The 26,717-nt window shown below is 73.1% G+C and carries 22 protein-coding genes and 1 pseudogene; 8 read left to right on the top strand and 15 right to left on the bottom strand.

The features are described from left to right. Positions 1-143 precede the first annotated feature (143 nt). Positions 144-1,445, top strand: coding sequence for a serine/threonine-protein kinase (locus ACZ56L_RS25500; RefSeq protein WP_471066556.1), 1,302 nt, complete (start codon positions 144-146; stop codon positions 1,443-1,445). A 79-nt stretch (positions 1,446-1,524) separates the two neighbouring features. Here ACZ56L_RS25500 and ACZ56L_RS25495 read toward each other — a convergent pair whose 3' ends face one another. The 8 genes from ACZ56L_RS25495 to ACZ56L_RS25460 all read right to left on the bottom strand — a co-directional run bounded on the left by ACZ56L_RS25495 (position 1,525) and on the right by ACZ56L_RS25460 (position 13,630). Continuing rightward, positions 1,525-2,340: a TrmH family RNA methyltransferase gene (locus ACZ56L_RS25495; RefSeq protein ID WP_471066554.1), complete on the bottom strand. Its 816-nt coding sequence runs from the start codon at positions 2,338-2,340 to the stop codon at positions 1,525-1,527. A 63-nt stretch (positions 2,341-2,403) separates the two neighbouring features. Next, the gene (gene cobA / locus ACZ56L_RS25490; protein WP_380837871.1) at positions 2,404-3,678 is read right to left on the bottom strand and encodes a uroporphyrinogen-III C-methyltransferase; all 1,275 of its coding nucleotides are present in this window, start codon (positions 3,676-3,678) and stop codon (positions 2,404-2,406) included. A 365-nt stretch (positions 3,679-4,043) separates the two neighbouring features. Next, positions 4,044-8,240: a nicotinate-nucleotide--dimethylbenzimidazole phosphoribosyltransferase gene (cobT, locus tag ACZ56L_RS25485; RefSeq protein ID WP_471066551.1), complete on the bottom strand. Its 4,197-nt coding sequence runs from the start codon at positions 8,238-8,240 to the stop codon at positions 4,044-4,046. Between the two features lie 483 nt (positions 8,241-8,723). Next, positions 8,724-9,959 (bottom strand): precorrin-6y C5,15-methyltransferase (decarboxylating) subunit CbiE, encoded by a 1,236-nt coding sequence (gene cbiE, locus ACZ56L_RS25480; protein WP_345224840.1) that lies wholly within the window; start codon positions 9,957-9,959, stop codon positions 8,724-8,726. A gap of 113 nt (positions 9,960-10,072) precedes the next feature. Next, complete coding sequence (locus ACZ56L_RS25475) at positions 10,073-10,723, bottom strand: GNAT family N-acetyltransferase (RefSeq protein WP_345224838.1); 651 nt, start codon at positions 10,721-10,723, stop codon at positions 10,073-10,075. A gap of 239 nt (positions 10,724-10,962) precedes the next feature. Next, positions 10,963-11,820, bottom strand: coding sequence for a MetQ/NlpA family ABC transporter substrate-binding protein (locus ACZ56L_RS25470; RefSeq protein ID WP_401760763.1), 858 nt, complete (start codon positions 11,818-11,820; stop codon positions 10,963-10,965). A 74-nt stretch (positions 11,821-11,894) separates the two neighbouring features. After that, entirely contained in the window at positions 11,895-12,563 is a 669-nt protein-coding gene (locus tag ACZ56L_RS25465; RefSeq protein WP_345224832.1) for a methionine ABC transporter permease, read from the bottom strand. After that, positions 12,560-13,630 carry a methionine ABC transporter ATP-binding protein gene (locus ACZ56L_RS25460; protein ID WP_345224829.1) on the bottom strand — a complete coding sequence of 357 codons (1,071 nt, stop codon included), beginning with the start codon at positions 13,628-13,630 and terminating at the stop codon, positions 12,560-12,562. Before ACZ56L_RS25460 ends, ACZ56L_RS25465 begins: the two co-directional genes overlap by 4 nt. 509 nt (positions 13,631-14,139) lie before the next feature. Here ACZ56L_RS25460 and ACZ56L_RS25455 point away from each other — a divergent pair. After that, positions 14,140-14,499: a hypothetical protein gene (locus ACZ56L_RS25455; protein WP_345224826.1), complete on the top strand. Its 360-nt coding sequence runs from the start codon at positions 14,140-14,142 to the stop codon at positions 14,497-14,499. 1 nt (position 14,500) lies between these two features. Beyond that, positions 14,501-14,914: a hypothetical protein gene (locus ACZ56L_RS25450; RefSeq protein WP_471066547.1), complete on the top strand. Its 414-nt coding sequence runs from the start codon at positions 14,501-14,503 to the stop codon at positions 14,912-14,914. 60 nt (positions 14,915-14,974) lie between these two features. On the opposite strand, the gene ACZ56L_RS25445 is transcribed toward ACZ56L_RS25450, so the two are convergent. The 3 genes from ACZ56L_RS25445 to ACZ56L_RS25435 all read right to left on the bottom strand — a co-directional run bounded on the left by ACZ56L_RS25445 (position 14,975) and on the right by ACZ56L_RS25435 (position 17,285). Then, a complete protein-coding gene (locus ACZ56L_RS25445; RefSeq protein WP_345224822.1) occupies positions 14,975-15,475 on the bottom strand; it encodes a GNAT family N-acetyltransferase in 501 nt (166 codons plus the stop codon). Between the two features lie 36 nt (positions 15,476-15,511). Continuing rightward, the gene (locus ACZ56L_RS25440; RefSeq protein ID WP_345224821.1) at positions 15,512-16,030 is read right to left on the bottom strand and encodes a sigma-70 family RNA polymerase sigma factor; all 519 of its coding nucleotides are present in this window, start codon (positions 16,028-16,030) and stop codon (positions 15,512-15,514) included. Between the two features lie 91 nt (positions 16,031-16,121). Continuing rightward, positions 16,122-17,285, bottom strand: a complete 1,164-nt coding sequence (locus ACZ56L_RS25435) for a glycerophosphodiester phosphodiesterase (RefSeq protein WP_471066545.1) — start codon at positions 17,283-17,285, stop codon at positions 16,122-16,124. Between the two features lie 277 nt (positions 17,286-17,562). Here ACZ56L_RS25435 and ACZ56L_RS25430 point away from each other — a divergent pair, with 277 nt between their 5' ends. Then, entirely contained in the window at positions 17,563-18,234 is a 672-nt protein-coding gene (locus tag ACZ56L_RS25430) for a lysophospholipid acyltransferase family protein (RefSeq protein ID WP_189827421.1), read from the top strand. Between the two features lie 80 nt (positions 18,235-18,314). Here the strand turns inward: ACZ56L_RS25430 and ACZ56L_RS25425 are convergent, their stop codons facing one another. The 3 genes from ACZ56L_RS25425 to ACZ56L_RS25415 form a co-directional block, all read right to left on the bottom strand. Further along, positions 18,315-19,865, bottom strand: coding sequence for an MFS transporter (locus ACZ56L_RS25425; protein WP_468688141.1), 1,551 nt, complete (start codon positions 19,863-19,865; stop codon positions 18,315-18,317). Further along, on the bottom strand, positions 19,862-20,410 hold the full coding sequence (locus ACZ56L_RS25420) for a TetR/AcrR family transcriptional regulator (protein WP_401760775.1): 549 nt from the start codon (positions 20,408-20,410) through the stop codon (positions 19,862-19,864). Before ACZ56L_RS25420 ends, ACZ56L_RS25425 begins: the two co-directional genes overlap by 4 nt. 123 nt (positions 20,411-20,533) lie before the next feature. Next, on the bottom strand, positions 20,534-21,892 hold the full coding sequence (locus ACZ56L_RS25415) for an NAD(P)/FAD-dependent oxidoreductase (RefSeq protein WP_471066543.1): 1,359 nt from the start codon (positions 21,890-21,892) through the stop codon (positions 20,534-20,536). Between the two features lie 324 nt (positions 21,893-22,216). Between ACZ56L_RS25415 and argH the strand changes: the two genes are divergently transcribed. The 4 genes and pseudogenes from argH (at position 22,217) to ACZ56L_RS25395 (ending at position 26,161) form a co-directional block, all read left to right on the top strand. Beyond that, on the top strand, positions 22,217-23,644 hold the full coding sequence (gene argH / locus ACZ56L_RS25410; RefSeq protein WP_345224807.1) for an argininosuccinate lyase: 1,428 nt from the start codon (positions 22,217-22,219) through the stop codon (positions 23,642-23,644). A 175-nt stretch (positions 23,645-23,819) separates the two neighbouring features. Further along, positions 23,820-24,411 (top strand): annotated as a pseudogene (locus ACZ56L_RS25405) (pyridoxamine 5'-phosphate oxidase family protein). Positions 24,412-24,420: 9 nt separating this feature from the next. Next, complete coding sequence (locus ACZ56L_RS25400; RefSeq protein WP_471066540.1) at positions 24,421-25,116, top strand: L,D-transpeptidase family protein; 696 nt, start codon at positions 24,421-24,423, stop codon at positions 25,114-25,116. A 70-nt stretch (positions 25,117-25,186) separates the two neighbouring features. Continuing rightward, on the top strand, positions 25,187-26,161 hold the full coding sequence (locus ACZ56L_RS25395) for a bile acid:sodium symporter family protein (protein ID WP_471066538.1): 975 nt from the start codon (positions 25,187-25,189) through the stop codon (positions 26,159-26,161). On the opposite strand, the gene ACZ56L_RS25390 is transcribed toward ACZ56L_RS25395, so the two are convergent. Further along, positions 26,162-26,713, bottom strand: a complete 552-nt coding sequence (locus ACZ56L_RS25390) for an arginine repressor (RefSeq protein WP_345226648.1) — start codon at positions 26,711-26,713, stop codon at positions 26,162-26,164. It lies immediately after the preceding gene. Positions 26,714-26,717 lie beyond the last annotated feature (4 nt).

The following is a 26,717-nucleotide window of genomic DNA, read 5'->3' as shown; positions in this document are numbered from 1 at the left end:
CTCGCACCCGGCACTGACAATCGATCGGTGCGGGCGGGTGTGGCCTATGAGCACACCGCGCCAGGGATACGTAAGCTGTGCCACGTCGAACGGACCGGTCGGAAGTGGGGTGGGGGAGGCCCCACCGGAGGTAGGGGACGGACATGGCGATGATGCGGCTCCGGCGCGAGGACCCGCGTGTCGTCGGCTCGTTCCGGATTCACCGGCGGCTCGGCGCGGGCGGCATGGGTGTGGTCTACCTGGGCTCGGACCGGCGCGGCCAGCGGGTCGCGCTGAAGGTGATCCGGCCGGACCTGGCGGAGGATCAGGAATTCAGGTCGCGTTTCGCGCGTGAGGTGTCCGCCGCGCGGAGGATCAGGGGCGGCTGCACGGCCCGGCTGGTGGCGGCCGATCTGGACGCCGACCGGCCGTGGTTCGCGACCCAGTACGTTCCCGGGCCCTCGCTGCACGACCGGGTGGCCGAGGAGGGCTCGCTGGTCGCCGCCGAGGTCGCGGCGATCGGGGCGGCGCTCGCGGAGGGGCTGGTGGCCGTGCACGAGGCCGGGGTCGTCCACCGCGACCTCAAGCCGTCGAACATCCTGCTGTCGCCCAAGGGGCCCCGGATCATCGACTTCGGCATCGCATGGGCGACGGGCGCGAGCACGTTGACGCATGTGGGGACGGCGGTGGGTTCGCCCGGGTTCCTCGCCCCGGAACAGGTGCGCGGGGCCGCGGTGACACCCGCGACGGACGTCTTCGCGCTGGGGGCGACGCTGGCGTACGCGGCGACCGCCGATTCGCCGTTCGGGCAGGGCAGTTCCGAGGTCATGCTGTACCGGGTGGTGCACGAGGAGCCCCTGCTGGACGGCGTGCCGGACGCCCTGGCTCCGTTGGTGCGGGCCTGTCTGGCGAAGGAGCAGGAGGAACGTCCCAGCACCCTCCAGCTCTCGATGCGGCTGAAGGAGATCGCGGCCCGGGAGGCGCAGGGGGGCTCCGACAAGCGTCCGCCCGTACAGCGCGGGGCCGACCGGGAGGCGTACGCCGACCAGCGCACGCAGCGGAGCACGCAGCAGCGGACGGAGGGCGGTGGCGGCCAGGCGTCGCGCGGGTCCTCCGCTCCCCCGGCCCAGTCGCCCTCGCGGGGCGGGTCAGGACCGCGTCGCACCGGACGGCCGTCCGGGCCCGGCAAGCAGGGCGCCGCGCGGAACACCACCCGCTCCGGGACCGCCCGCAAGGGAACGCGGCCGGGAGCCCGGCCCACCTCGGGCGGGAAGCTGCGTCCCGCGAATCCGCGGCTGCTGCGGCAGCGGCTGGTCGTGTTCGTGGTGGTGACGCTGCTGGTCGCACTCGGCATCGCGGCGGCCCAGGGGTGTCAGGGGCCGAAGGAGTCGAAGGGCGCGGGCATCGTGGTGTCGGGCACGGCCGGCACCGGGTGTCCGCCGACGGTGGACGAGTGCCCCGCGTAGGGCCGAAGCACGCGTGACGACGACGCTCCGCCGCACGGCGGAGCGTCGTCGTCGTACGGCCTTGCCGTACGGCGCCCGGCTAGGCGGGACGGCCCGTCGTCACCGCGTAGAAGGAGACGGCGGCGGCCGCGCCCACGTTCAGGGAGTCCACGCCGTGGGCCATCGGGATGCGGACCCACTCGTCGGCGGCGACCAGGGCCCGGCGGGACAGGCCGTCGCCCTCCGCGCCGAGCATGAGGGCGACCCGGTCCATGGTGTGCGGGGCGACGTCGTCCAGGGAGCGGGCCTTGTCGGCGGGGGTCAGGGCGAGGAGCGTGAAGCCCGCCTCGCGGACCGTCTCCAGGTCGCCGGGCCAGGACTCCAGGCGTGCGTACGGTACGGAGAAGACCGCGCCCATCGAGACCTTGACGGAGCGCCGGTAGAGCGGGTCGGCGCAGTCCGGGGAGAGCAGGACGGCGTCCATGCCCAGGGCGGCGGAGCTGCGGAAGATCGCGCCGATGTTGGTGTGGTCGTTGACCGACTCCATGACGACCACGCGGCGGGCGGTGGTGAGGAGTTCGGCCGCGCCGGGCAGCGGCTTGCGCTGCATGGAGGCGAGCGCGCCGCGGTGCACGTGGTAGCCGGTGACCTGCTCGGCGAGGTCCGGGCTGACCGCGTACACCGGGGCCGGGACCTCGTCGATGACGTCGCGCATGACGTCGACCCACTTGGCGGAGAGCAGCATCGAGCGCATCTCGTAACCCGCCTGGCGGGCCCTGCGGATGACCTTCTCGCCCTCCGCGATGAACAGGCCCTCGGCGGGCTCGCGGCGGCGCCGCAGCTCGACGTCGGTCAGGCCCGTGTAGTCGCGCAGGCGCGGGTCGTCGGGGTCGTCGATGGTGAGGAGATCGGCCACAGGGTGATACTGCCTTGTCGTGGGTGCGGTGCCCAAGGGGGCGGAAGCGGTCGTTACCCCCGGTTACTGCGGGGGGTTCACCGAGACTACGTCGCCGATGACGATGACCGCGGGCGGTCGGACGTTCTCGGCCTTGGCCGTCGTGCCGACCGTGGCCAGGGTCGCGTCGACGCGGCGCTGGGTCGCCATGGTGCCCTCCTGGATGATCGCCACCGGGGTTTCGGGCGAGCGGCCGTACGCGACCAGGGCGTCGGCGATCGCGCCGATGCGCTCGACGGCCATCAGGAGTACGAGCGTGCCACGCAGGCGGGCCAGGGCCTCCCAGTCGACCAGGGAGCGCGGGTCGTCGGGGGCGACGTGGCCGCTGACCACCGTGAACTCGTGGGCCACGCCCCGGTGGGTGACCGGGATGCCGGCCGCGCCGGGGACGCTGATGGTGGAGGAGATGCCGGGGACGACCGTGCAGGGGATGCCTTCGGCGGCGAGGGCCTGCGCCTCTTCCATGCCCCGGCCGAAGACGAAGGGGTCGCCGCCCTTGAGGCGCACCACCGTCCTGCCCTGCTTGGCGTGGTCGATCAGGGCCTGGTTGATCGCTTCCTGGGCCATGAAGCGGCCGTACGGGATCTTCGCGGCGTCGATGACCTCGACGTGCGGCGGGAGTTCGTCCAGGAGGTCGCGGGGGCCGAGGCGGTCGGCGATGACGACGTCGGCCTCGGCGAGGAGGCGGCGGCCCCGGACGGTGATCAGGTCGGGGTCGCCGGGTCCGCCGCCGACCAGGTGGACGCGGGGGGCGTCGTCGGCGGTGCGGGGGCGGTGGTGCGGGGCGGCGAGGGTGCCCTCGCGCAGGCCCTCCACGATCACGTCGCGCAGGGCGGCGGAGCGGCGCGGGTCGTGGCCGGTGAGGACGGCGACGGTGACGTCGTCGCAACGGCCGGTGGCGGGGGTCCAGGCGGTGGCGGCCTCCGCGTCGTCGGAGCGGACGCACCAGGTGCGGTTGCGTTCGGCCTCGGCGGAGGCGGTGGCGTTGGCCTCGGGGTCGCTGGAGGAGATCAGGACGTACCAGGCGTCGGCGAGGTCGCCCTCCTGGTAGCGGCGCTGCTGCCAGGTGATCTCGCCGGCTTCGGCCATGGCCTCGACGGAGGGGGTGGCGGAGGGCGAGATCAGGGTGATGTCCGCGCCGGCCGCTATGAGGGCGGGCAGGCGGCGCTGGGCCACCTGGCCGCCGCCCAGGACGATCGTGCGGCGGCCGGAGAGGCGGAGGCCCACGGGGTAGGCGGGCGGTTCGGCTCCCCGCGTCGCTCCGGCCTGGTGCGGGTCGCCTGCGGCGTGCGCGGTCATGGGTGCGGCTCCTCGGGAGGGTGGGGCTTGGCGGGCCCCCGCCTGGGGAGGGGGTGCCGGGGCCGGGTGAGCCGCTGCGGCGGTGGAGCGGCGCTGGTGGGGAGGGGTTCGGCAGGTGCGGGGCTTACTTTACGGGGCGGGGGGTGGGGGGTCGCTTCGGGCCCCGGAGGGGCGGGCGGGGCGGGGCGCGGCGCGACCGTGCTGCGCCCCGCGCCCGGCACTCCGGTCGCCCGCGGCCCCGTCCCCTCACCTGAACCCGCGGGGCTCGGTGGAGGGCGCTGTTCACGACGGGCCGCGCCCCTCGCCCCCTGCCCGGCTCCGCCGCGCGTCCTCGAACGCCGGACGGACTGGTACGCCCCCGCGGGCTACTTCTCCGTGACCCCCGCCGAGTCGAACGTCGCCACCTCGTGCATCGCCCGCGCCGCGCTCTGCACCACCGGCAGCGCCAGCAGCGCGCCCGTGCCCTCACCCAGGCGCAGGTCCAGGTCGACCAGCGGGCGCAGGCCCAGCTTGTTCAGCGCGGCCACGTGGCCCGGCTCCGCGCTGCGGTGGCCCGCGATGCACGCCGCCAGGGCCTCCGGGGCGACCGCGCGCGCCACCAGGGCCGCCGCGCCCGCGCTCACGCCGTCCAGCAGGACCGGGACGCGCAGGGACGCGCCGCCCAGGATGAACCCGACCAGCGCCGCGTGCTCCAGGCCGCCGACGGCCGAGAGGACGCCGACGGGGTCCGCGGGCTCCGGCTTGTGGAGGTCCAGGGCGCGGCGGACCACGTCCACCTTGCGGGCGTGCATCTCGTCGTTGATGCCGGTGCCCCGGCCCGTGACCTCGGCCGGGTCCTGGCCGGTGTAGACGCAGATCAGGGCGGCCGAGACCGTCGTGTTCGCGATGCCCATCTCACCGGTGAGCAGGGCCTTGTTGCCCGCCGCCACCAGGTCGCGGGCCGTCTCGATGCCCACCTCGATCGCGGCCAGCACGTCCTCGCGGGAGAGCGCGGGACCGGTCGTGAAGTCGGCCGTGCCCGCGCGGACCTTGCGCGGCAGCAGGCCGGGGGTGGCCGGGAGGTCGCCCGCGACGCCCACGTCGATCACGCAGACCTCCGCGCCGACCTGGTTGGCGAACGCGTTGCAGACCGCTCCCCCGCCGAGGAAGTTGGCCACCATCTGGGAGGTGACCTCCTGCGGCCAGGCCGTGACGCCCTGGGCGTGCACCCCGTGGTCGCCCGCGAAGATCGCGACGGCGGCCGGTTCCGGGATGGGCGGCGGGCAGACCCGGGCCAGCCCGCTGAGCTGGGCGGAGATGATCTCCAGCATGCCGAGCGCCCCGGCCGGCTTGGTCATCCGCTTCTGCCGCTCCCACGCCTCGCCGAGCGCCTTCGCGTCCAGCGGGCGGATGTTGGAGACCGTCTCCTGGAGCAGGTCGTGCGGCTCCTCACCGGGCAGGGCCCGGCGGCCGTACGTCTCCTCGTGGACGACCCAGGACAGCGGGCGGCGCTTGGACCAGCCCGCCTGGAGCAGCTCGGGCTCCTCCGGGAACTCGTCGACGTAACCGACGCACAGGTAGGCCACGACCTCCAGGTGCTCGGGAAGACCGAGGGCCCGGACCATCTCGCGCTCGTCGAAGAAGCTGACCCAGCCGACGCCCAGGCCCTCGGCGCGCGCGGCGAGCCAGAGGTTCTCGACGGCGAGCGCCGAGGAGTACGGGGCCATCTGCGGCTGCGTGTGGCGGCCGAGGGTGTGGCGGCCGCCGCGGGTCGGGTCGGCGGTGACGACGATGTTGACCGGGGTGTCGAGGATCGCCTCGATCTTCAGTTCCTTGAACTGCTTCGCCCGGGCCTTGGGCAGCGACTTCGCGTAGGCGTCGCGCTGGCGGGAGGCCAGTTCGTGCATCGCGCGGCGCGTCTCGGCGGAGCGGATGACGACGAAGTCCCAGGGCTGGGAGTGGCCGACGCTCGGGGCCGTGTGCGCGGCCTCCAGGACGCGGAGGAGGACCTCGTGCGGGATGGGGTCGCTGCGGAAGCCGTTGCGGATGTCGCGGCGCTCGCGCATCACGCGCAGGACCGCCTCGCGCTCGGCGTCGTCGTAACCGGGGGCGGGGGGCGTCGCCGGGGCCGCGGCGGGCTCGGGGACCTCGGCCGTCTCGATGACCTGCGGGCCTTCGGGCACGTCGGCTGCGGGTGCGGCTTCCTGCGCGGGCGCCTGCGGGGTCTGCGGTGCTTCGGGCCCGGCGTGGGCGGTGGGCTCCGGCTGCACGGACAGCACGGATTCCTCCTGTATCGACTGCGCGGGCTGTACGGGTTCCGGCTGCGGGACGGGCCGGGGCGGTACGGATTCCTGCGGTACGGACGGGACTTCCTGCGGTACGGACGGGACGGCCTGAACGGCATCGGCCGCCGGCGCCGCGACCTCGGGCTGCGGAGCGGGCTCGGGCCGCCCCTCGGCGGGGACGGGCTCGGGCGTCGTCCCGGTCGGCTCGGCCGGAACGGACTGCGGCTGCGCCGCCACGGGCTCGTCGGCCACGGACAGCGCCTGCTCGGCCGGGACCGGCTGCGGCTGGGCGTCGCCCGCAGCCAGGACCTCAGTGTCCGCCGGGACGGACTGCGCGGCCGACTGGGCGACCGGGCCACCGTCGCGCGGCGCGGGCACGGTCACGGACTGCTCGGCGGACACGTCGGCGGGCTGGGCCGGGGCGTCCGCGGGGTGCTCGGCCGGGGTGGCGGCGGGCTGCTCGGTGGATACGTCGGCGGACTGCTCGGCCGGTGCGTCGGCGAGCTGGGCCGACGCTTCGCCGGGCTGCTCGGCCGGTACGTCACCGGGCTGGGCCGGTACGTCGTCGGGCTGCTCGGCCGGTACGACGGCGAGGGGTGCCGGTGCCTCGCCGGGCTGCTCGGCCGGTACGACGACGGGCTGGTCGGCCGGGGTCGGCACTTCGGCCTCCGCGGACAACTCCGCTTCCTGCGGTACGGCCACGGGCTCGGTCCCCGCCTCCGCCGCGGGAGCGCTCGGCGGCTCCGGAGCGTGCTGCGGGGGCGCGTCCGCCGGGGGCTCCACCGGCACGGCGGCCTGCGTCTGCTCCGGAGCCACGGGCTGCTCGGGGGTCACTGTCTGCTCGGGGGCGGCGGGCGTCCCGTCCACGAGCGTGCCGTTCGCCGGTGTGCCCTCCTCGGGCGTCGCGTCCGTCTGGACATCCGGGGTCGGAGCGACCTGCGCCGGAGTCTCCTGCACGACGGCCGGGGTCTCCTGTACGGGCACGGCCTCGGCCGGGGTCTCCCCCACCGGGACGTCCGGAGCCGGGGCCTCCGCCGCCGCAACGACGACCGGTGCGGCCGACGGCGTCGGGGCCAGGTGGGTGCCGTCCGGCACCGAACCCTCGGCCTGGACGAACTCACCCTGCGGCACACCCTGGGCCGGCACCGGGGCCGTGGGCATGGCCTGCTCGGGGCCGGGCTCGACCACCGGGCTCGGGGCATCGGCGGCGGCCTCGGGGGCCGGAAGCTCCTCGGCGGGAACGGCAGCGGGAGCAGGAGCGGCGGGAGCAGCCACGGCGGGAGTCGGGGCCGCAAGCGCGGGGGCCTCGGTGGTCGCGGGGACCTCGGAGGTCTCGGGGGCTTCGGGAACCACCGTTTCCGGAGCGCTCTGTTCCGGGACGACCGTTTCTGCTGCGCCCCCCTGAGGCTCCTGGTACGGCTGGGCTTCGGCCGTCTCCGCCCCGGCAACGTCCTGGACGGGAGCCGCGGTCTCCGGCACCTGGACGTGCGTGCGCGCCTCCTCTGCCTGCGCGGGCACGTCGGCCGCGACGGCGGCACCGTCCGCCGGGACACCCTGCGCGGGCACGGGCACGGAAGCCGTCTGCACCTGCTGCGTCCCGGGCTGCGCGGCCTGCGGCTGCGGCTGCGCCCACGGCGTCGGCCCCTGCGAGGGGATCACACCGAGCTGCGGGCCGGGCAGCAGCGCGGCCTCCTCGCCCGGGATGTCCAGGTACTCGGGGCGCGCAGTCGGCGGTCCCGCGTGCCGCGCCTGCGCGGCGGTGGCCGGGGCCGCGAGCCGGCCCGGAGCGGGCGCGGCGGCCGGAGCCGGGGCCTGCCCCGGTACGGGCGCGGCGGCCTGTGTCGTGGTCTGCGGGCTCTGCGTCGCGGCGGCGGGGCCCCGGTCGGCCAGGGAGCGCACGACCCCGCCGGAGGTGTCCGGCACGGGCGGGCCCAGGTGGAGGGGGCGCCGGGCGGGGGGCGGTGTCATCGACACGGGCGGCGGGGGCATCCGCACACCGGAGAGGTCCACCGAACCGGAGTCCCGGCCGCCGGCCTCGTGCGCGCCCGTCTCGGGCTGGGGCGGGAGCGGGGGCTGCGCGGGGACCACCTGCGGGTCGCTCCACGCACCCTGCGCGGCCGGCATCAGGAGGACGTCGTCGTCGTCCATCCCGGCGTCGCCGGTGTCCCCGGAGTGCTGGGCGGCGGGGTCGGAGGGGTCGAGGAAGGTGTAGGCACCCGGGGCGGGGACGCCCGGCTGCTCCACCATGCCTGCGTTCTCCGGCAGTCCCTCGCCCGGGACCTGGCCGGTGTCAGTCATGCGTACCCCTCGCTCATCTGTGCCGCCAACGCTTCTTCGGCCGCGCCGCCTTCCGCCGGCAGGGCCCCGTCGCCCGGAACGGCCGCCCGACACGGCCCCGCCCGTTCCTGGTTGAACGAGCGGAGGTGTCGTGCGGCACGAAAGGTTCCGCGGACACCCAGCATTGTCGCGGCCCTGGGCAGGCCGGGGCAGGGAGATCCGCCACGGCCCGCTGTGGGCTGCGCCACGTCGCGCGCGTCCCGGGTCCGCCGTACCACGGGGTGCCCCAAAGCGGGCCCCGTTTCAGGACATTGGCGAACGTTCCGCCAAGCGCCCATCTGCGGTACAACGATCGGCCAGCCTACCCCGCGCCACCGACAGCACTCGCCCTGGGGAGCGATCCGTAGAACATCCGCGCGAAGAGGGGGACATGGTCCCGCCGGATCGGGTACGACCGTCCCGAACCGGCCGGGACCGGGCGCACGGGGCGGCGGGGAGGCGGCGTCAGACGCGCGGGTCGCGGGTGACGCGCTCCTGGCGGCGGCCGGTCAGCAGGAAGACGACGGAGCGCCGGCGCTCCTCCCACTGGCCCGCCGCGTGCAGGTCGACGGTCTGGAAGAGGGTGCACTCGACGGCGTAGCCGCCCTCCTCCAGCGTGCGGCCGATCTCCTCGGCGGCGTCCCGGGTCTGGGCGTGGGTGACGATGCGTTCGGGGCGGCGGTCGACGCAGGCCTGGACGACGGGGACCCCGCCGCCCCCGATGCGTACCACGTCGGGTTCGGGAAGGTCCTCCAGGACGTGCGGGGCCGTGCCGCGCACCATCTGGAGCTGGACGCCGAAGCGGCGGGCGGCGGCCGTCGCGCGCACGCACGCGTCCGCGCTCTCGTCGACGGCGATGACGGCCGCGCCGAACCGGGTGGCCTCCACGGCGAACGCGCCGCAGCCCGAGCCGATGTCCCAGACGAGGTCGCCGGTGCGCGGGCCGAGCCGGGCGAGCTGGGCGGCGCGCAGGCCGGGGGTCTCGCCGTCGGCCAGGTCCTCTCCGTACTCCTCGGAGTTCAGGGCCCAGCCGCGCGGTTCGCGCGGCTGGGAGCCGTCCTGGCCGAGCAGCCAGCCGCCGCCCTCGGCGGGCGGCGCGGTGCCGCCGACGGCGATGACGACGTTGGGGTCGCGCCAGGCGTGGTCGGCGGCCTTCTCGGAGGTGAGGACGGTGATGCGCTCGCGGTCGGTGCCCAGTTCCTCGCAGATGACGAAGGTGCGGTGGATTCCGTCGAGGAGCAGCGCGAGTTCGGCCGGGCCCGCGCCGGGGGAGGTGAGGACGGCGACCTTGGTGTGGGCGCGGACGACGTTGACGGCCCGGCGCAGGGTGCGGCGGTGGGCGACGACGACCTGGGCGTCGTCCCAGGGCATTCCGGCGCGGGCGAACGCGGTGGCGACGGAGGAGACGGCCGGTACGACCTCGACCTCCAGGCCGTGTTCGGGGGCGCGCAGGGTGCGGACGACGCCGAAGAAGCCGGGGTCGCCGTCCGCCATGACGACGGCGGTGCCCCGGTGGCCCGCGATCCGGCGGGCGGCGAGGTCGACGCTGCCGAGCCGGATGCGTTCGGCGCCCGCGGGGACCTCGGGGAGGTCCAGGTGGTGCGGGGCGCCGGCGACGAGGGTGGCGGCCGCGAGGGCGGAGGTGGCCGCGGCGGTGAGAGGCGAGCCGTCCCAGCCGATCACCGTGACGCGGTCGGCCATCGTGGTTTGTCTCCTGAGGGGTAGGGCTGGAGGGTGGTGCTTGGGGGCGCTGTGCGGGGCAGGCTGAGAGTACCTGGTCCAGACCACCTGCGGCGCTCTCGCGGCCGGGGTTCTCAGTTCCAGTCGGTGTACGCCGACGCGTAGCCGCCCGCGTCGGCCATCCGGTCGGAGACGCCCTCCAGGTCCTCGGGCAGCAGGCTCCACACGATGAGGTCGGTGCGGATGTCCGTCCAGCCTTCGGCGGTGCCGTTCTCGGTGCGGGTACGCGCTATCCAGGCGTTGCGCAGGACGCCCTCGCTGATGCAGCCGACGCGCTGGGCGACCTGCTGGGCGGCGGTGTTGTCGGCCGGGGTGCGCAGTTCGACGCGCTCGAAGCGCTGGTCGCGGAAGAGCCACTGGGTGGTCGCGAGGACGGCTTCGGTGGCGTAGCCCTCGCCGCGGGCCCAGGGGGCCGTGACGTAACCGATCTCGGCTGCCCGGATGTGCCAGTCGGTGCGGGAGAGGTGGATGAGGCCGACGAGCCGGTGGGTGAGGAACTCGGTGACGGCGAAGACGATGCCGCGGCCCTGGGTGCGCTCGGTGGGCGCGATGCGGCGCACCCAGCGTTCGGCGTCGCGCGCGGTGTAGGGGTGCGGGGCGCTCGTCCAGGCGGTCACCGCCTCGTCGTTCATCATCTCGATGTGCGCCGGGATGTCCGCCTCCTCGTAGGGGCGCAGCACCAGCCGGTCCGTGCTGATGGAGACGTCCGGGAAGGTGGTTGTCATGCGCTGCTCCATACCGAAGAGGCGTCGGGCCGGATCGTTGCGGGAAACGATTCCGCGGTCGTACGGGCGTGAAGGCACAGCATGCCGCACGGCTCGGGCGCCGCGCATGGCCGGGTCGGCGGCGCAGGTGACGGCCGGTCAGCGGCCCGAAGCCCCGCACTCCGCGCGGGAGTACGGGGCTCGGTCGCCAAGTGCCGTACGGGTGACGGCACTTGGCGTGGGAGGCGGCGTGCGGGGACCTACTTGACGGCGCCGAAGGACGGGACGACCAGGCCGGTGTACTTGTCCTCGATGAACTTCTTGACCTCGTCGGAGTTGAGGAGCTCGGCGAGCTTCTCGACGCGCGGGTCCTTCTCGTTGCCCTTCTTGACCGCGAGGAAGTTGGCGTACGGGTTGCCGTCGGCCTTCTCGGTGGCGAGGGCGTCCTCGGAGGGCTTCAGCTTGGCCTGGATGGCGTAGTTGCCGTTGATGACGGCGGCGTCGACCTGGTCCAGGGCGCGGGGCACCGAGGCGGCCTCCAGCTCCTTGAACTCCAGGCCCTTCTTGTCCTTGATGTCGGACAGCTTGGCGTCGACGCCCACGCCGTCCTTGAGCACGATCACGCCGTTGTCGGCGAGCAGGTGCAGGGCGCGGCCCTCGTTGGTGGTGTCGTTGGGGACGGCGACGGTCTGGCCGGCCTTGAGGCCCTTGAGGTCCTCGACCTTCTTGGAGTAGAGCGCGAGGGGCTCCAGCTCGACGTTGACGACCGGGACGATGGACGTGCCGCGCTTCTTGTTGAAGTCGTCCAGGTAGGGCTTGTGCTGGAAGAAGTTGGCGTCGACCTCGCCGGACTGGGTGGCGGTGTTCGGCAGGACGTAGTCCGAGAACTCCCGCACCTCCAGCTTGAGTCCCGCCTTGTCGGCCAGCTTCGTCTTCACGAAGTTGAGGATGTCGGCGTGCGGCGTCGGCGACGCGGCCACGGTCAGCGGCTTGGTCGTGTCGGCCTTGGCGCCGTCGGTCTTGGCGCCCGGGTCGGAGGCCGTGCCGCAGGCGGAGACGCCCAGGGCGAGCGCGGTGACAGCGGCGGCGGCGACGGAGATCTTGATGTTCTTGCGCACGAAAAGTGCCTCTTTCTTGATCTTGTGGAGAGTTCGCCCGGACAAGGAGTGCGGGCTCAGGGGGGGAGGAGGGTTCAGGAGGTGCGGCCCCGGCGGGCGAGCAGGCGCACGGCGCCGTCGCCGATCAGCTGGACGACCGTCACCAGGACGATCAGCACCGCGACGGTGATCAGCATGAAGTTGGTCTCGAAGCGGTTGTAGCCGTAGTTGACGGCGACGCTGCCCAGGCCGCCGCCGCCGACCGCTCCGGCCATCGCCGAGTAGCCGACGAGGACGATCACCGTGGTGGTGACGGCGGAGACCAGGGTCGGCAGGGCCTGCGGGAGCAGCACCTTGAAGACGACCGTCGGCACTCCCCCGCCCATCGCCTGGGCGGCCTCGACGAGCCCGTGGTCGACCTCGCGGACGGCCGTCTCGACCAGACGCGCGAAGAAGGGGATGGCGCCGATGGCGAGCGGTACGACCATGGCGCTGGGGCCGATGAACGTACCGACCACCAGGGTCGTGAAGGGGATCAGCGCGATGAGCAGCACGATGAAGGGCAGCGAGCGGCCGATGTTCACGATCACGCCGACGACCTTGTTGACGACCGTGTTCTGGAGCAGGCCGCCCTTGTCGGTGAGGACCAGGAGCAGGCCCAGCGGAAGTCCGCCGAGGACGGAGACGACCGTGGCCCACAGGACCATGTAGAGCGTGTCGATGATGCCCTGCGAGAGCAGTGGCTGCATGTCGGACCAGGTCACTTGGCACTCTCCTTGACCAGGGCGGGGGTCTGCGCCGGTGCGTCGGCGGGCTCGGCTTCGTCGGCGTACTCGACGTGGTCGACCTGGAGGCCCTGCTCGCGCAGGAAGCCGATCGGGACGACGTTCTCCTCGTACGGGCCCGGCAGCTCGATGCGCATCCGGCCGATCTGCCTGCCGCCGACGGTGTCCATCGCGGCGCCGAGGATCGAGATGTCGATGTTGTACGTCCGGGACAACTGGGAGATGACGGGCCGGCCGGCGGCCTCGCCCTGGAAGGTGACGTCGATGACGGTGCCGCCGGGGCCGGTCGCCCGGCCGGTCACCGGGAACAGCTCGGCGGCCAGCTCGGAGCCGGGGGTGGCGAGCAGTTCGGCGACGGTTCCGGTCTCCACGACGCGTCCGCGCTTCATCAGGGCGGCCGAGTCGCAGATCGTCTTGACAACGTCCATCTCGTGCGTGATGAGCAGGACGGTCAGTCCGAGCTGCTGGTTGAGGTCGCGCAGGAGCTGGAGGATCGAGCGGGTGGTCTCGGGGTCGAGGGCGCTGGTGGCCTCGTCGGAGAGCAGCACCTTGGGGTCGCCGGCGAGGGCGCGGGCGATGCCGACGCGCTGCTTCTGGCCACCGGAGAGCTGGCCGGGGTACGCCTTGGCCTTGTCGGCGAGGCCGACCAGGTCCAGCAGTTCCAGCGCCTTGCGGCTGCGTTCCCTGCCGGAGACGCCGAGGATCTCCAGCGGCAGCTCGATGTTGCCCTGCACGGTGCGCGAGGACAGCAGGTTGAAGTGCTGGAAGACCATGCCGATGCGGGAGCGGGCGGCACGCAGTTCCTTGCCGGCGCGCGGGCCGCGTCCGGCGAGTGCGGTGAGGTCGACGCCGTCGACGGTCACGGTGCCGGAGGTGGGGCGCTCCAGCAGGTTGACGCAGCGGATGAGCGAGGACTTGCCGGCGCCGCTCTGACCGATCACGCCGAACACCTCGCCCTCGCGGACGTGCAGGTCGACGCCGTCGAGGGCGGTGACCTCACGGCCGCGCGAGGCGTAGACCTTGGTCAGGCCAGTAGTGGTGATCACAGGGTTTCCATCACTGTCGTCGAGTGCGCGGCGGTTCGTGTCCGCCGGACGCACGGGGCAGGTGTCCGGGGGCGCGGCTCAGCTCGGCTCGGGGTGTTCCGGGAGGCCGAGGGCGCGCGGGGCGGGCGGCGCGGTCGCGCACGGGCCGGGTGACGGCACGTACGCGATGCGGCCGGGACCGGGTCTCGCTTCGGGGCGCGAGGCTCAGGCGGGGGCCCTCAGAAGTCGCACATTCGACACATACAACGAGCACCGGGCGTCATCATCGCCTCGGTCGCAAGGGTGCGGCTGCTCGTCGTGGTCATGGGAACGAGTAAACCAGACGGGCGTGCGGACGGAGGACTTCTGTCCGTATAGCGGACAGAGTGTGTCCAGGGGTGGACACCCGCGGGACCGGCCGCCCGGTGCTGACAAGGGGCGCGCGGGCGCGTGTGTGGCCAACGCCACGCCGGGCGCGGGGGCGGGGGCTGCGGGGAAAGCGTCCGGAAGCGCCCAGTACGCTCCCTCTCATGCTTGACGCCCTGACGGTCGCGGTCGCCGTGGCCGCGCTCGCCCTCGCCGCGTGGTGCGGCTACGCCGCCTACCGCGACCAGCCCACCAAGGACTGGCACTTCATCGGCATGGCCGTGGTGACCGTCCTCGCCCTCGCCCAACTGGTGGTCGGCATCGTGATGCTGGCGCGGGGCGAGAAGCCGGCGGAGGGGAACGTGATCTTCGTGTCGTACCTGATCGGCTCGTTCGCCGCCGTCCCCGCCGCGGGGTTCATGTCGCTCGCGGAGCGGACCAAGTGGGGGTCGATCACGGTGGCGGCGGGCGCGGTCGTGCTCGCCGTGCTGGAAGTACGGCTGTACGACATCTGGAGTGGCTGAGATGAGCACGGAGACCGCCCCCGGGCGCAAGAGGCTCGTGAAGGGGCCCGGGCTGCTGCTCGTGTGGCTGTACGGGGTGATGTCGGTGGGGGCCGTGTCGCGGTCGGCCTACCAGATCGCGACGGAGTTCGACCGGGCGCCGCTGGCGTACACGCTGTCCGCGGTGGCGGCCGTGGTGTACGCGTTCATCACGTACACGCTGGTACGGGGCGGGGAGACGGCGCGGAAAGTCGCGCTCGGGTGCTGTGCGGTGGAGCTGGCGGGGGTGCTGGTGGTCGGGACGTGGACGCTGGTGTCGCCGGGGTCGTTCCCGGACGCGACCGTGTGGTCGAAGTTCGGGCTGGGTTACCTGCTGATTCCGGTGATCCTGCCGGTGACCGGGTTGTGGTGGTTGCGGACGCGCCGGGCCGCATAGGGCCGCGCAGGGGGTGCGGCGCGGGCCCGGGAGCTTCGCCCCCGGGCCCCTGAGAAGAGGTCAGGCGCTGGTGGCGTAGTCCTCGGCTTCCTTCTCCAGCGTGATCAGGGTCAGCTTCGGGGTGGACTGCTCCTTCGAGACCGTCGCGTAGCCCCTGCTGCGGTAGAGGCGGAGGTTGGTCTCGTTGCGGTGTCCGGTGAAGAGGCGGAAGCGCTTCGCGTCCAGGGAGGCGGCGAGGTGCGTCTCCACCGCGGTGAGCAGGCGGCCGCCCAGGCCGTGGCGGCGCATGCGCGGGTGCACGATGAGCTTTCCGATGTGCGCCGTGCCGTTCTCGTCGACCGTCGCCCGGACCGAGCCGACCACCTCGTCGCCCAGGCGGGCCACCAGCGCGTGGCCCCGGCCGAGTTCGGCCGTCAGGTCCGCCAGGGACTGGGTGAGGGGTTCGATCGTGTAGTCGTCGTACAGCTCAGCCTCGCTCTGGTAGCAGAGGTACTGGAGTTTGAGGATCTGCTCGGCGTCCCGTTCGTCCGCCACCGCAGAGATGATCACGCTCGTGCCCATGTGCTGCCTCCTGCTCGCCCGCTCCACCGGCCGGTTCTACGGCTCCATTCCCCTGCGCGCAGGGGGCGCAACCTCCGCCGCGAGCATTCTGCGCAGGCATCCCAGGCAACGGGAACGCATCGGCCCCAAACTCCCTTGTGACATTCCCAACTCCCCTGCGATTTCCCGGTAGGTGGGGTCTGCGGGCGACAGCAGGAGGGAGAGCAGCGGACGGCAGCGGGCCGGGAGGCGGCGGACCGCCGCCCGCAACGCGCGGCGGCGTTCGGCGGCGAGTGCCTCCGGTTCGGGACCCGCGTCGTACGCCGTCGCGGGTTCGGCGGCGTACGGGGCCTCCCGCCTGACCCGGCGGCGGGCGAGCCGGGCCTCCGCGCGGACCGCGCCGCGCAGCAGGCCCGCGGGCTGGGGCGGCAGGGCCGTGCCGGGGTGCTCCAGCAGCCGAACCCAGACGGCCTGTTCGAGGTCGGCGGCGTCGACCCCGGCGCCCAGCGCCTCCGCCGCGGCCTCGGCGGCGAGGAGGGGGGTCAGCGCCTGCACCTCGTGTGGCTGTAGATCCATGCCCGGCGGGACGCGGCCCGGAGCCGGCGCGGTTGCCGGTCCGGGCGCGACTCACCCGTACGGGTAACGCGTCGACGACGGAGGGGGCGGGTCAGGGACGGTGGTCGGCCGCCGCGAGGAGGGCCGTGTCCGGGTGGTCCGAGAAGATGCCGTCGATGCCGGTGGCGAAGTAGGTGCGCAGCGCCTTGAAGACGTCGCCGTGGGCGGCCGGGTCGGCGCCCCTGCGGAAGTCGGCGGGCAGGAAGGCGTTCTCGTTGCGGGCCGTGTACGGGTGCAGGACCAGGCCCCTGGCGTGGGCGTCGCGGACCAGGGTGGTGGGCTTGCCGAGCTTGCCGGCGGCGTCGCGCGGAATGACCAGGTCGAGGGTGGGCCCGATGCCCTGGGCGTACGAGGAGATCCACTTCAGGCCCTGGGGGGTGACCAGGTCCGCCACCGTGCGCGGGTCGCCGGACCGCACGAAGTCCCAGGGGCGGTCGCCGGCCGCACCCAGCAGGACGACGCGGGGGGCGGCGACCAGCTTCGCCATGCGCTGCATGCTGCCGGGCTCGAAGGACTGCAGGAAGGTCGGGGAGTTCGCCTGGTGGCGGCCGTACCTGCGCAGGAGGCGGGCGAGGGGCTCCTCGAGGCCCAGGCCGAGGTCCCGGAAGTAGGTGGGGTGCTTGGTCTCCACGTGCAGCCACACCGGGCGGTCGCGCCTGCGGCCCTCCTTCTCGGCCCAGCGCAGCACCTCCTCGAAGGTGGGTATCGTCCAGCGGCCGTCGTAGACCGTGTTGCGCTGGCGGACGGCCGGAATGCGCTCCTTGGCCCGCAGGGTCTTCAGCTCGGCGAGGGTGAAGTCCTCGGTGAACCAGCCGGTGAGCTTCACGCCGTCGACCGACTTGGTCGTGCGGCGGGCGGCGAACTCGGGGCGGTCGGCGACGTCGGTGGTGCCGGTGATGTCGTTCTCGTGGCGGCAGACCAGGTGGCCGTCCTTGGTGGGGACGAGGTCCTGCTCGATCACGTGCGCGCCCATGTCCAGGGCGAGCTGGTAGGAGCCGAGGGTGTGCTCGGGGCGGTAGCCGCTGGCTCCGCGGTGGGCGACGACGGTGGGCGACGGCAGCCGCCGGTAGGCGGGGGTGCCGTGGCCGTCGCCGCGTCTCGCGGATTCCGCGGCCTGTGCCGTGCCGGAGATCCCGAGGGCGGCGCCGGACGCGCCGAGGACCGCCGCACCGAGCAGTGTCCGCCGCCCCGGGCCGAATTCCGCGCCTTGTGTCATGAAAGCTCCTCGGTGTCCTGTCGATCTTCAGATGGGCCGGCGCGTTCTTGACCCGCGCTTGACCGGCCCGTGCCCCGATGGGGGCCCGATCGTAGACGCGTACGCATGACGGAGGGGAGACACTGGACGGAACGCACCGCAAACACAGGTCAACACTGTGTATCCGATCGGTGAACCCGATGTGCGATCAGTGGTGACCCGCGAGTATCGTCCTCACCTGCGCCGTCCCGCGTAAACCTGATTCCGTTCGCCGGAATCCACGACTTCGGAGGAACCGTTGTCCCGTCTCGGGCTCATCAAGGCAGTGCTCGGACCGATCTTGCGTCTGATGTTCCGCCCCCAGGTGGAGGGCGCTGAGAACATCCCGGGGACGGGTCCGGTGATCCTCGCCGGCAATCACCTCACGTTCATCGACTCGATGATCATGCCGATCTGCCTGGAGCGTCAGGTCCACTACATCGGCAAGGACGAGTACGTCACGGGCAAGGGCCTCAAGGGCCGCCTGATGGCGTGGTTCTTCACGAGCTGCGGCATGATCCCGGTCGACCGGGACGGCGGGCGCGGCGGTGTCGCGGCGCTGATGACCGGCCGCCGGGTGCTGGAGGAGGGCAAGATGTTCTCGATCTACCCCGAGGGCACCCGCTCCCCCGACGGCCGCCTCTACCGGGGCCGCACCGGCATCGCGCGTCTGACCCTGATGACGGGCGCGCCGGTCGTCCCGTTCGCGATGATCGGCACCGACAAGATCCAGCCCGGCGGCGCGGGCCTGCCCCGGCCGGGCAAGGTGACGGTGCGCTTCGGCAAGCCGATGGAGTTCTCGCGCTACGAGGGCATGGACCGCGACCGCTACGTGCTGCGCGCGGTGACCGACTCGGTGATGTCGGAGGTCATGCAGCTCTCGGGCCAGGAGTACGTGGACATGTACGCCACGAAGGCCAAGGCCGCCTGACCGCGGCCGGTTCGCCACGGGAGAGGGCCCGCCGGATGTTTCCGGCGGGCCCTCTCCCGTGGGCGTGTCTCACGTGTACGTCAGTGCTCGACGCCCTCTTCGAGCTTCTGGCCGCGCAGCATGAACCAGGCGGCGCAGGCCGTCGCGAACAGCACCAGCGCACCGACCAGGGCGGCGGTCTGGAAGCCGTCGGTGAAGGAGTCCCGGGCGGACGCCAGGAGGACGGCGGCCTGGTCCTGGGGCAGCACGGCGGAGGACTCCACGGCCCCGCCCAGCGAGTCGTGCGCGGCCGCCGACACGTCGGCGGGCACCCCGTCCGGCACCGGGAAGCCCCGGTAGATGCCGGTGACGATGGAGCCGAGCAGGGCGATGCCGAGGGCGGCGCCGAGCTCGTAGGCGGTCTCGGAGACGGCGGAGGCGGCGCCCGCCTGCTCCTTGGGGACGCTGGAGAGGATCACGTCGGCGGTGACGGTGAAGGCGAGGCCGGCACCGAGGCCGCCGAGGAACAGTGCGCAGCCGAGCGCCACGACGCCGGTGTCGGCGGTGAGCAGGGTGCAGGCGGCGAGCGCGAGCCCGACGGCGGTGAGTCCGCCCGACACCGCGAGGCGCACCGAGGTGCGCCGGGCCAGGAACCCGGCGGCCAGGCCCGCGCCCACGGCGCCCACCGCGGCCGGGAGTTCGATGAGCCCGGCCTGCAACGGGGAGCGCTCCTGGACCAGTTGCAGGAACTGGGAGAGGAAGAAGACCAGCCCGGAGAGGCCGAGGATGGTCAGCAGGTCGGCGAGGACGGCGCCGGAGAAGCCGCGGTGCTGGAAGAGGCGCATGTCCAGCAGCGGGGACGGGAGGGTGCGCTGACGGCGTACGAACCAGTGGAGCGCGCCGATTCCGACGACCGCGGCGACCGCGATGTCCCAGCGGAAGCCGTGTACGGCCGCTTCTTTGACGGCGTACACGACGGCGACCATGCCGACCAGCGAGAGCAGCACGCTGAGCAGGTCCCAGGGACCGGGCGAGGGGTCCTTGGACTCGGGCAGCAGCTTGATGCCGACGACGACCAGGACGGCCATGACGGGGAGGTTGATGAGGAAGACCGAGCCCCACCAGAAGTTCTCCAGGAGGAACCCGCCGACGACGGGCCCCACCGCGGCGCCCGCGGAGGCCGCCGCGCCCCAGATGCCGACGGCGAGGCTGCGTTCCTTGGGGTCGTGGAAGATGTTGCGGATCAGCGCGAGGGTGGACGGCATGAGGGTCGCACCGGCGACGCCGAGCAGGGCGCGGGCGACGATCATCATCTCGGGGCTGGTGGCGTACGCGTTGAGCACGGACACCGCGCCGAACGCGACGGCACCGGTGAGCAGGAGCTTCTTGCGTCCGATCCGGTCGCCGAGGCTGCCCATCGACACGAGCAGGCCCGCGATGACGAACGAGTAGACGTCACCGATCCACAGCAGTTGCGTCCCGGAGGGCTTGAGGTCCTCGCTCAGGAACGGCGTCGCGAGGCCGAGGACGGTGGCGTCGACGGCCACCAGCAGTACGGCGAACACGAGGACGGCCAGCGCGAGCCAGCGGCCCGGCCCGGCCGCGCCCGCGGACTTCGGCGCTCCCGCGTTCCGCTGTTCGGTGCTTGTCATTTCTCCACGCTCCGTCGTACACCGCCGAGCAGCAACTCGACGATCATGTGCTGGTAGTCGTTGCCGGCGGTCCGGCCGTCCTGGATGGACCAGGCGGCCGAGGTGACGAGCCCGTACAGGGCGTCGGTGAGCCACGCCGGGCCGAGGTCGATGCGGAACTCGCCGCTTTCCTGGCCGCGCCGGAAGAGGGCGGCGATGCGGGCGTCGACGCGGTCCCAGCCCTCGTTCTGCTGGTCCTCGAAGAGCTGGTTCTCGGTGATGAGGAAGGCGAACAGCCCGGCGGCGGACTCGGATTCGGCGATGAGGCGGCGCAGCGCCTCGGTCGCGGTGTCCTCGTCGAGCCGGGCGGCGTCGAGCGCGGCGTCCAGCTCGCGCAGCCCGAGCTCTTCGAGGGCCTTGATGAGGGCGTCCCGCCCGGCGAAGTGCCGGTGCAGGGTGGCCCGTCCGATGCCGGCGGCCCTGGCGACCTCGTCCATGGTCGCGGTGGCTTTGCGGGTGAGGAGGGCGGCGGCGGAGCGGAGGACACGGTCGCGGTCGACTGTCATGAGACAAGAGTAGCCCGGGTGAGACGGAAACGTCTCAAGCACGCGACCGCCCCGGGTCCGGAGGGCGGTGGGAACCGCGTCCGGGCCCGGGGCGGGGCGAGGGAGACCTGTCCGTGCGGGCGGTCAGGCCTGGGCGCGGACCTCGGCCCCGTACGCCTTGACCTCCTCCGGCGACAGGTACGACTTCGTCCGCTCGAAGTCCTGCAGCGTCTTCGGCTTGTTGTCCTGGAACCCGGTACGGACGAAGTCGTCGCCCGCCACCGCGTTAAGCCCCCAGTTGACGAGCACGCGTGCCCGCGCGGTGAGCGTGGGGAGGGCCATCACGTGGTAGCCGCGCGCCACCACCTGCGCGGGCAGCCCGTGCAGTTCGACGCCCAGCGGCTTGGAGACCGCGTCGGCGCCGCCCAGGTCCACCACCAGGCCCAGGTCCTTGTGGATGTACGGCTTCAGGGGCGCGCCGGTCATGCTCGCGACGATGTTGTCGGCCAGCACCTTGCCCTGCCGCTGCGCGTGCTGGGCGGTCGGCGGGCAGATCGCGTCGCCGCCCTTGGCCACGTCCGGCACCGCCGCCACGTCGCCGGCCGCGTACAGACCGTCGTAACCCGGCACCTTCAACTGGTCGGAGGAGATGATCCGGCCCCGGACCGTCTCCGCGCCGAGCGTGGTGACCAGCGGGGACGCGGCGACGCCCGCCGTCCAGATGAGCGTGCGCGAGGGGAGGGAGCGGCCGTCCGTCAGCTTGACGCAGGTGTCGTCGACCGAGGCCACCGACGTGCCCAGCGAGAACTCGATGCCGCGTTCGCGCAGCATCGCCATCGCCTTGACGCCGAGCCGTTCGCCCAGTTCGGGCAGCAGCCGCGGGGCCACGTCGACCAGGTGCCAGCGGACCAGGGAGGGGTCCAGCCGGGAGTAGCGCTTGAGCGCGTTGGTGGTCAGGCGCTGCAGGCAGGCGGCCGTCTCCACGCCCGCGTAACCGCCGCCCACCACCACGAACTGCAGGCGCGCCCGGCGCTCCTCCTCGTCCACGGCCGCCGCCGCGAGGTCGAGCTGCTCGATGACGTGGTCGCGGATGTACGCGCCCTGCCCGAGCGTCTTGACGCCCAGCGCGTGGTCGGTGAGGCCCGGGATGTCGAAGGTGCGGGTCGTGGACCCGGCGGCGATGACCAGGTGGTCGTACGGCTTGGCGGTGATCTCGCCCGTCGTCTTGCGGACGATGCACACCTTCGCCTCGGCGTCGATGCCGATGGCCACGCCCGGCACGATCTTCGTGCGGCGCAGGCGGCGGCGCAGCGAGACCGCGACGGACTGGGGGGTCAGCACCCCGGCGGCCACATGAGGGAGCAGGGGGAGGTAGAGCTGGTAGTCCTGGGGGGAGATCAGGATCAGTTCGGCGTCGCGCGGGGAGAGCTTGCGTTCCAGGCGGTGCAGGCACTCGACTCCTACGAATCCTGCGCCGACCACCACAATCCTCGGTCGCGTCATCGTGTCCACTGCTCCTTCGCTCCGGCGGGAATCGCGGAAATCGTCTCCAGCATCGGCGTTCTTGCGCCTGCCCGCTCGTTGGCGGGGGATTCGCGAAGCATCCGGGGGAGATCGTCCGGAACTCCGCCCGGCCCCGGTGCGCCCGCCGTGAACACTTTGACAAAACATACAGACCTCCGCATAGTTATGCCTACCGACGTCGGGGTGCCGCGGCCCGGAGCGACCTCGTCCGACGGTCACTCGTTACGCCCACGACGTGTTTCCTCCCCGTACCTCCGCGCGGGGAGGGGACCGCCCATCGACACCTCTTGAGGAGTTCCAGCTGTGAGCAGCAACACCGGTGAAGGCCGGCTCTGGGGCGGCCGGTTCGCCGACGGTCCGGCCGAGGCCCTGGCCAAGCTGTCCGCGTCCGTCCACTTCGACTGGGTGCTCGCGCCGTACGACATCGCCGGGTCCCGCGCCCACGCCCGCGTCCTCGCCAGGGCCGGACTGCTCACCGCCGACGAGCTGACCCGCATGCTGGCCGGGCTCGACCTGCTCGAGGCGGACGTCGCCTCGGGCGACTTCACCGGCACCATCGCCGACGAGGACGTCCACTCGGCGCTGGAGCGGGGTCTCATCGAGCGCCTCGGCGCCGACCTCGGCGGCAAGCTCCGGGCCGGCCGCTCCCGCAACGACCAGGTCGCCACCCTGTTCCGGATGTACCTGCGCGACCACGCCCGGATCATCGGCGGCCTGCTCGCCGAACTCCAGGACGCGCTGGTCGGGCTGGCCGAGGCGCACCCGGACGTGGCGATGCCGGGCCGCACCCACCTCCAGCACGCCCAGCCCGTGCTCTTCGCCCACCACGTCCTCGCGCACGTGCAGTCGCTGTCCCGGGACGCCGAGCGCCTGCGGCAGTGGGACACCCGTACCGCCGTGTCCCCGTACGGCTCGGGGGCCCTGGCGGGCTCCTCGCTGGGCCTGGACCCCGAGGCGGTCGCCGCCGACCTCGGTTTCGAGCGCGGGTCGGCCGGCAACTCCATCGACGGAACGGCCTCCCGGGACTTCGTCGCCGAGTTCGCGTTCGTCACCGCGATGATCGGCGTGAACCTCTCCCGGATCGCCGAGGAGATCATCATCTGGAACACGAAGGAGTTCTCCTTCGTCACCCTCCACGACGCCTTCTCCACCGGCTCCTCGATCATGCCGCAGAAGAAGAACCCCGACATCGCCGAGCTGGCCCGGGGGAAGTCGGGCCGCCTCATCGGCAACCTGACCGGCCTGATGGCCACGCTCAAGGCCCTGCCCCTCGCGTACAACCGGGACCTCCAGGAGGACAAGGAGCCGGTCTTCGACTCCTGCGAGACGCTCGAAGTCCTGCTGCCCGCCTTCACCGGCATGATGGCCACCCTCACCGTCCACCGCGAGCGGATGGAGGAGCTGGCCCCGGCGGGCTTCTCGCTCGCCACGGACATCGCGGAGTGGCTGGTCAAGCAGGGGGTGCCGTTCCGGGTGGCGCATGAGGTGGCGGGCGGGTGCGTGCAGGTGTGCGAGGCGGAGGGCATCGAGCTCGACCAGCTCACGGACGAGCAGTTCGCCAAGATCTCCGAGCACTTGACGCCCGAGGTGCGCACGGTGCTGAACGTCCCGGGCGCCCTGGCCTCCCGCAGCGGGCGCGGCGGCACGGCCCCGTCGGCGGTCGCCGTCCAGCTCGCCGAGGTGAAGGCGGACCTGGCGACCCAGCACGCGTGGGCCGAGGCCAAGAAGTAGCACCCGCCACGCACGGACGGAGGGGCCCGGACGCGGTGCGTCCGGGCCCCTCCGTCCGTGCCGCGCCCGACGCGTCGCGCGGTGGCGCGGCCGTCCCGGCCGACGGCCGTCGGCCGCCCGTCCACCTGGTGAAACACTGCGTCCCGCAGAGTACTTGAGCCGAAGAATGGACCCCATGGGAAAGTCATACGACGACATATCTGGGCGGCTGCGCGCCTTCATCGAGGCGCAGCCGGTCTTCTTCACCGCCACCGCGCCCCTCGCGGGCGACGGGACCATCAACCTCTCCCCCCAAGGGCCTCAAGGGTTCCTGGGTGGTGCTCGACGAACACACCGTCGCCTACCTGGACTTCGCGGGGTCCAACGCCGAGACCGTGGCGCACCTGCGGGAAAACGGGCGGATCACCCTCATGTGGTGCGCCTTCGAGGGACCGCCGAACATCGTGCGCGTGCACGGGCGCGGTGAGCCGGTCTTCCGGGACGATCCCCGGTTCCCGGAGCTGCTGGAACGGTTCGGCGGGTACGACGTCACGCGGAACGGGCTGCGGGCCGTCGTCGTCGTCACGGCCGAGAAGGTCCGGGACACCTGCGGCTACGCCGTCCCGTTCATGACGTACGACGAGGACCGCACGCTCCACACCTCACGGTTCGCACGGGAGGACGACGCGTCGCTGTCGGCGTACTTCGAGGGGAAGGACGACATGGCGACCAGCATCGACGGGCTTCCCGGAGTGCCGTTGCCGCTTCCGCCGCTGAAGGCTCCGTAACGTCGGGGGATGATCCTCACGCGCGTCGCCGGCTGTGCCGTCCTGGTGTCCTGTCTGCTCGGGCCCGGCGCCCCCGAGGCCCCGCTGCCCGAGCGGATGACCGACACCGGCGGCGGGCGGCAGCTCGTCACCGCCGTCGCCGACGACCCGCACGCCACCACCGGGACCGTCACCTGGTGGGAGCGGCAGGGCGCCCGGTGGGTCGAGGCCGGGAGCGCTCCGGCGCGGTTCGGGGCGAAGGGGCTCACCGAGGGGGCCACGCGCGTGCAGGGCACGAACACGACGCCGACCGGGCTGTACGCGCTGCCGTACGGCTTCGGGACCGAGGCCGCGCCGAGGGGGACCGACGTCGCGTACCGGCGGGTCGGGCCGGATTCCTGGTGGTGCCAGGACAACCTCTCCCGGTCGTACAACCGGTGGGTGGAGGGGTTGCCGAAGGACTGCCGGGCGGGCGAGTCCGAGAAGCTGGACGCGTACGGGGCGCAGTACGCGCACGCCCTCGTGGTCGCGTTCAACTACGACCGGCCCGTGCGCGGGCGCGGCGCGGGCGTCTTCCTGCACGTCGACGGGGCCGGGGCGACGGCCGGTTGTGTGTCCGTGCCGAAGGAGGCCATGCGGCGGATCCTGCGCTGGGCCGATCCGGGACGCGGGCCGCACATCGCCATCGGGACGACGGGCGGGCGGACGGCGATCACCCGCTACTGACACGTACGTGTAGCGACCACATATCGAGACGGTGTTGCGCGGGTGGGCCCCGCGGGCGTTGCATCACGCCGTGCGCACCGATTCCGAGACACCCGCTGTGAACAGCCGGGACGACGCGGACCGGACGGCCAGACGGGCCGTCACCGTCTTCCCGGTCCTGGTCCTCGCCGCCGGCGCGCTGGGGCTGCTGACCCCGGGCGCCTTCGCCGACGGGAGGGCCGCCGTGCCGTACCTGCTGGGCGTCGTCATGTTCTGCATGGGGCTGACGATGACGCCGGTGGACTTCCAGGGGGTCGCGCAGCGGCCGTGGGCGGTGCTGCTCGGGCTGGTCGCGCACTACGTGATCACGCCGGGGCTGGGCTGGCTCATCGCCCACGTGCTGAGCCTGCCGCCGCAGCTCGCCGCCGGCGTCGTCCTGGTGGGCTGCGCGCCGAGCGGGACCGCGTCGAACGTGGTGACGTACCTGGCCCGTGGAGACGTGGCGCTGTCGGTGTCCGTCGCGACCGTGTCCACCATGCTGGCCCCGCTGGTCACGCCGCCGCTGACGCTGCTGCTGGCCGGGGAGTACCTGTCGGTCGACGCGGGCGCGATGGTCGGGGACATCCTGAAGACCGTGCTGCTGCCGGTGGTGGCGGGGCTCGTCGTGCGGCTGGCGGCCGGGCGGCGTCTGGACCGGGTGCTCGGTGCGCTGCCGTGGCTGTCGGCCGGGACGATCGCGGTCATCGTGGCCGTGGTGGTGGCGGGCAGTGCCGCCGCGATCAGGTCGGCGGCGCTGCTCGTCCTCGTCGCCGTGGTGCTGCACAACGGGCTGGGGCTGGCCCTCGGTTACGGGGCCGGGAAACTCGGCGGGCTCGGGAAGCCGGCGAGCCGGGCGATGGCCTTCGAGGTCGGCATGCAGAACTCCGGGCTCGCCGCCTCCCTGGCCACCGCCCACTTCAGCCCGCTGGCCGCGCTGCCCGCAGCGGTCTTCTCGGTGTGGCACAACGTGTCGGGCGCGCTGGTGGCCGCCTGGATGTCGTACCGCAGCAGGAAGAGCGGGGAGTGACTAGCGCTCCTTCTGCGCGAGGCGCAGCAGGTGGTCGGCGAGGGCCTGGCCGCCCGCCGGGTCGCGGCTGATCAGCATCAGCGTGTCGTCGCCCGCGATCGTGCCGAGGATCGCCCGCAGCTCCGCCTGGTCGATGGCCGAGGCCAGGAACTGGGCGGCCCCGGGCGGGGTGCGCAGCACGACCAGGTTGGCCGAGGCCTCCGCCGAGATCAGCAGCTCGGCGGAGAGGCGGCGCATCCGCTCCTCCTTGGCGGACTCCCCCAGCGGCGCCTGCGGGGTGCGGAAGCCGCCCTCGCTGGGCACCGCGTAGATCAGCTCGCCGCCGGTGTTGCGGATCTTCACCGCGCCCAGCTCGTCCAGGTCGCGGCTGAGCGTCGCCTGGGTGACGCTCAGCCCGTCGTCGCTGAGGAGCTTGGCGAGCTGGCTCTGCGAGCGCACCGGCTGCCGGTTGAGGATGTCCACGATCCGGCGGTGGCGGGCGGTCCGGGTCTGGGGGACGGCGGGGCCGCCGTTGCCGCCGTGGTCGTTGTCCCGCGCCTGCGCCTCGGTCATCTGC

It is taken from the genome of Streptomyces sp. NPDC039736, from assembly GCF_055596485.1.
Note: the sequence above shows the minus strand (reverse complement) of the source record. Positions and strands in the feature narration are given on the sequence as shown.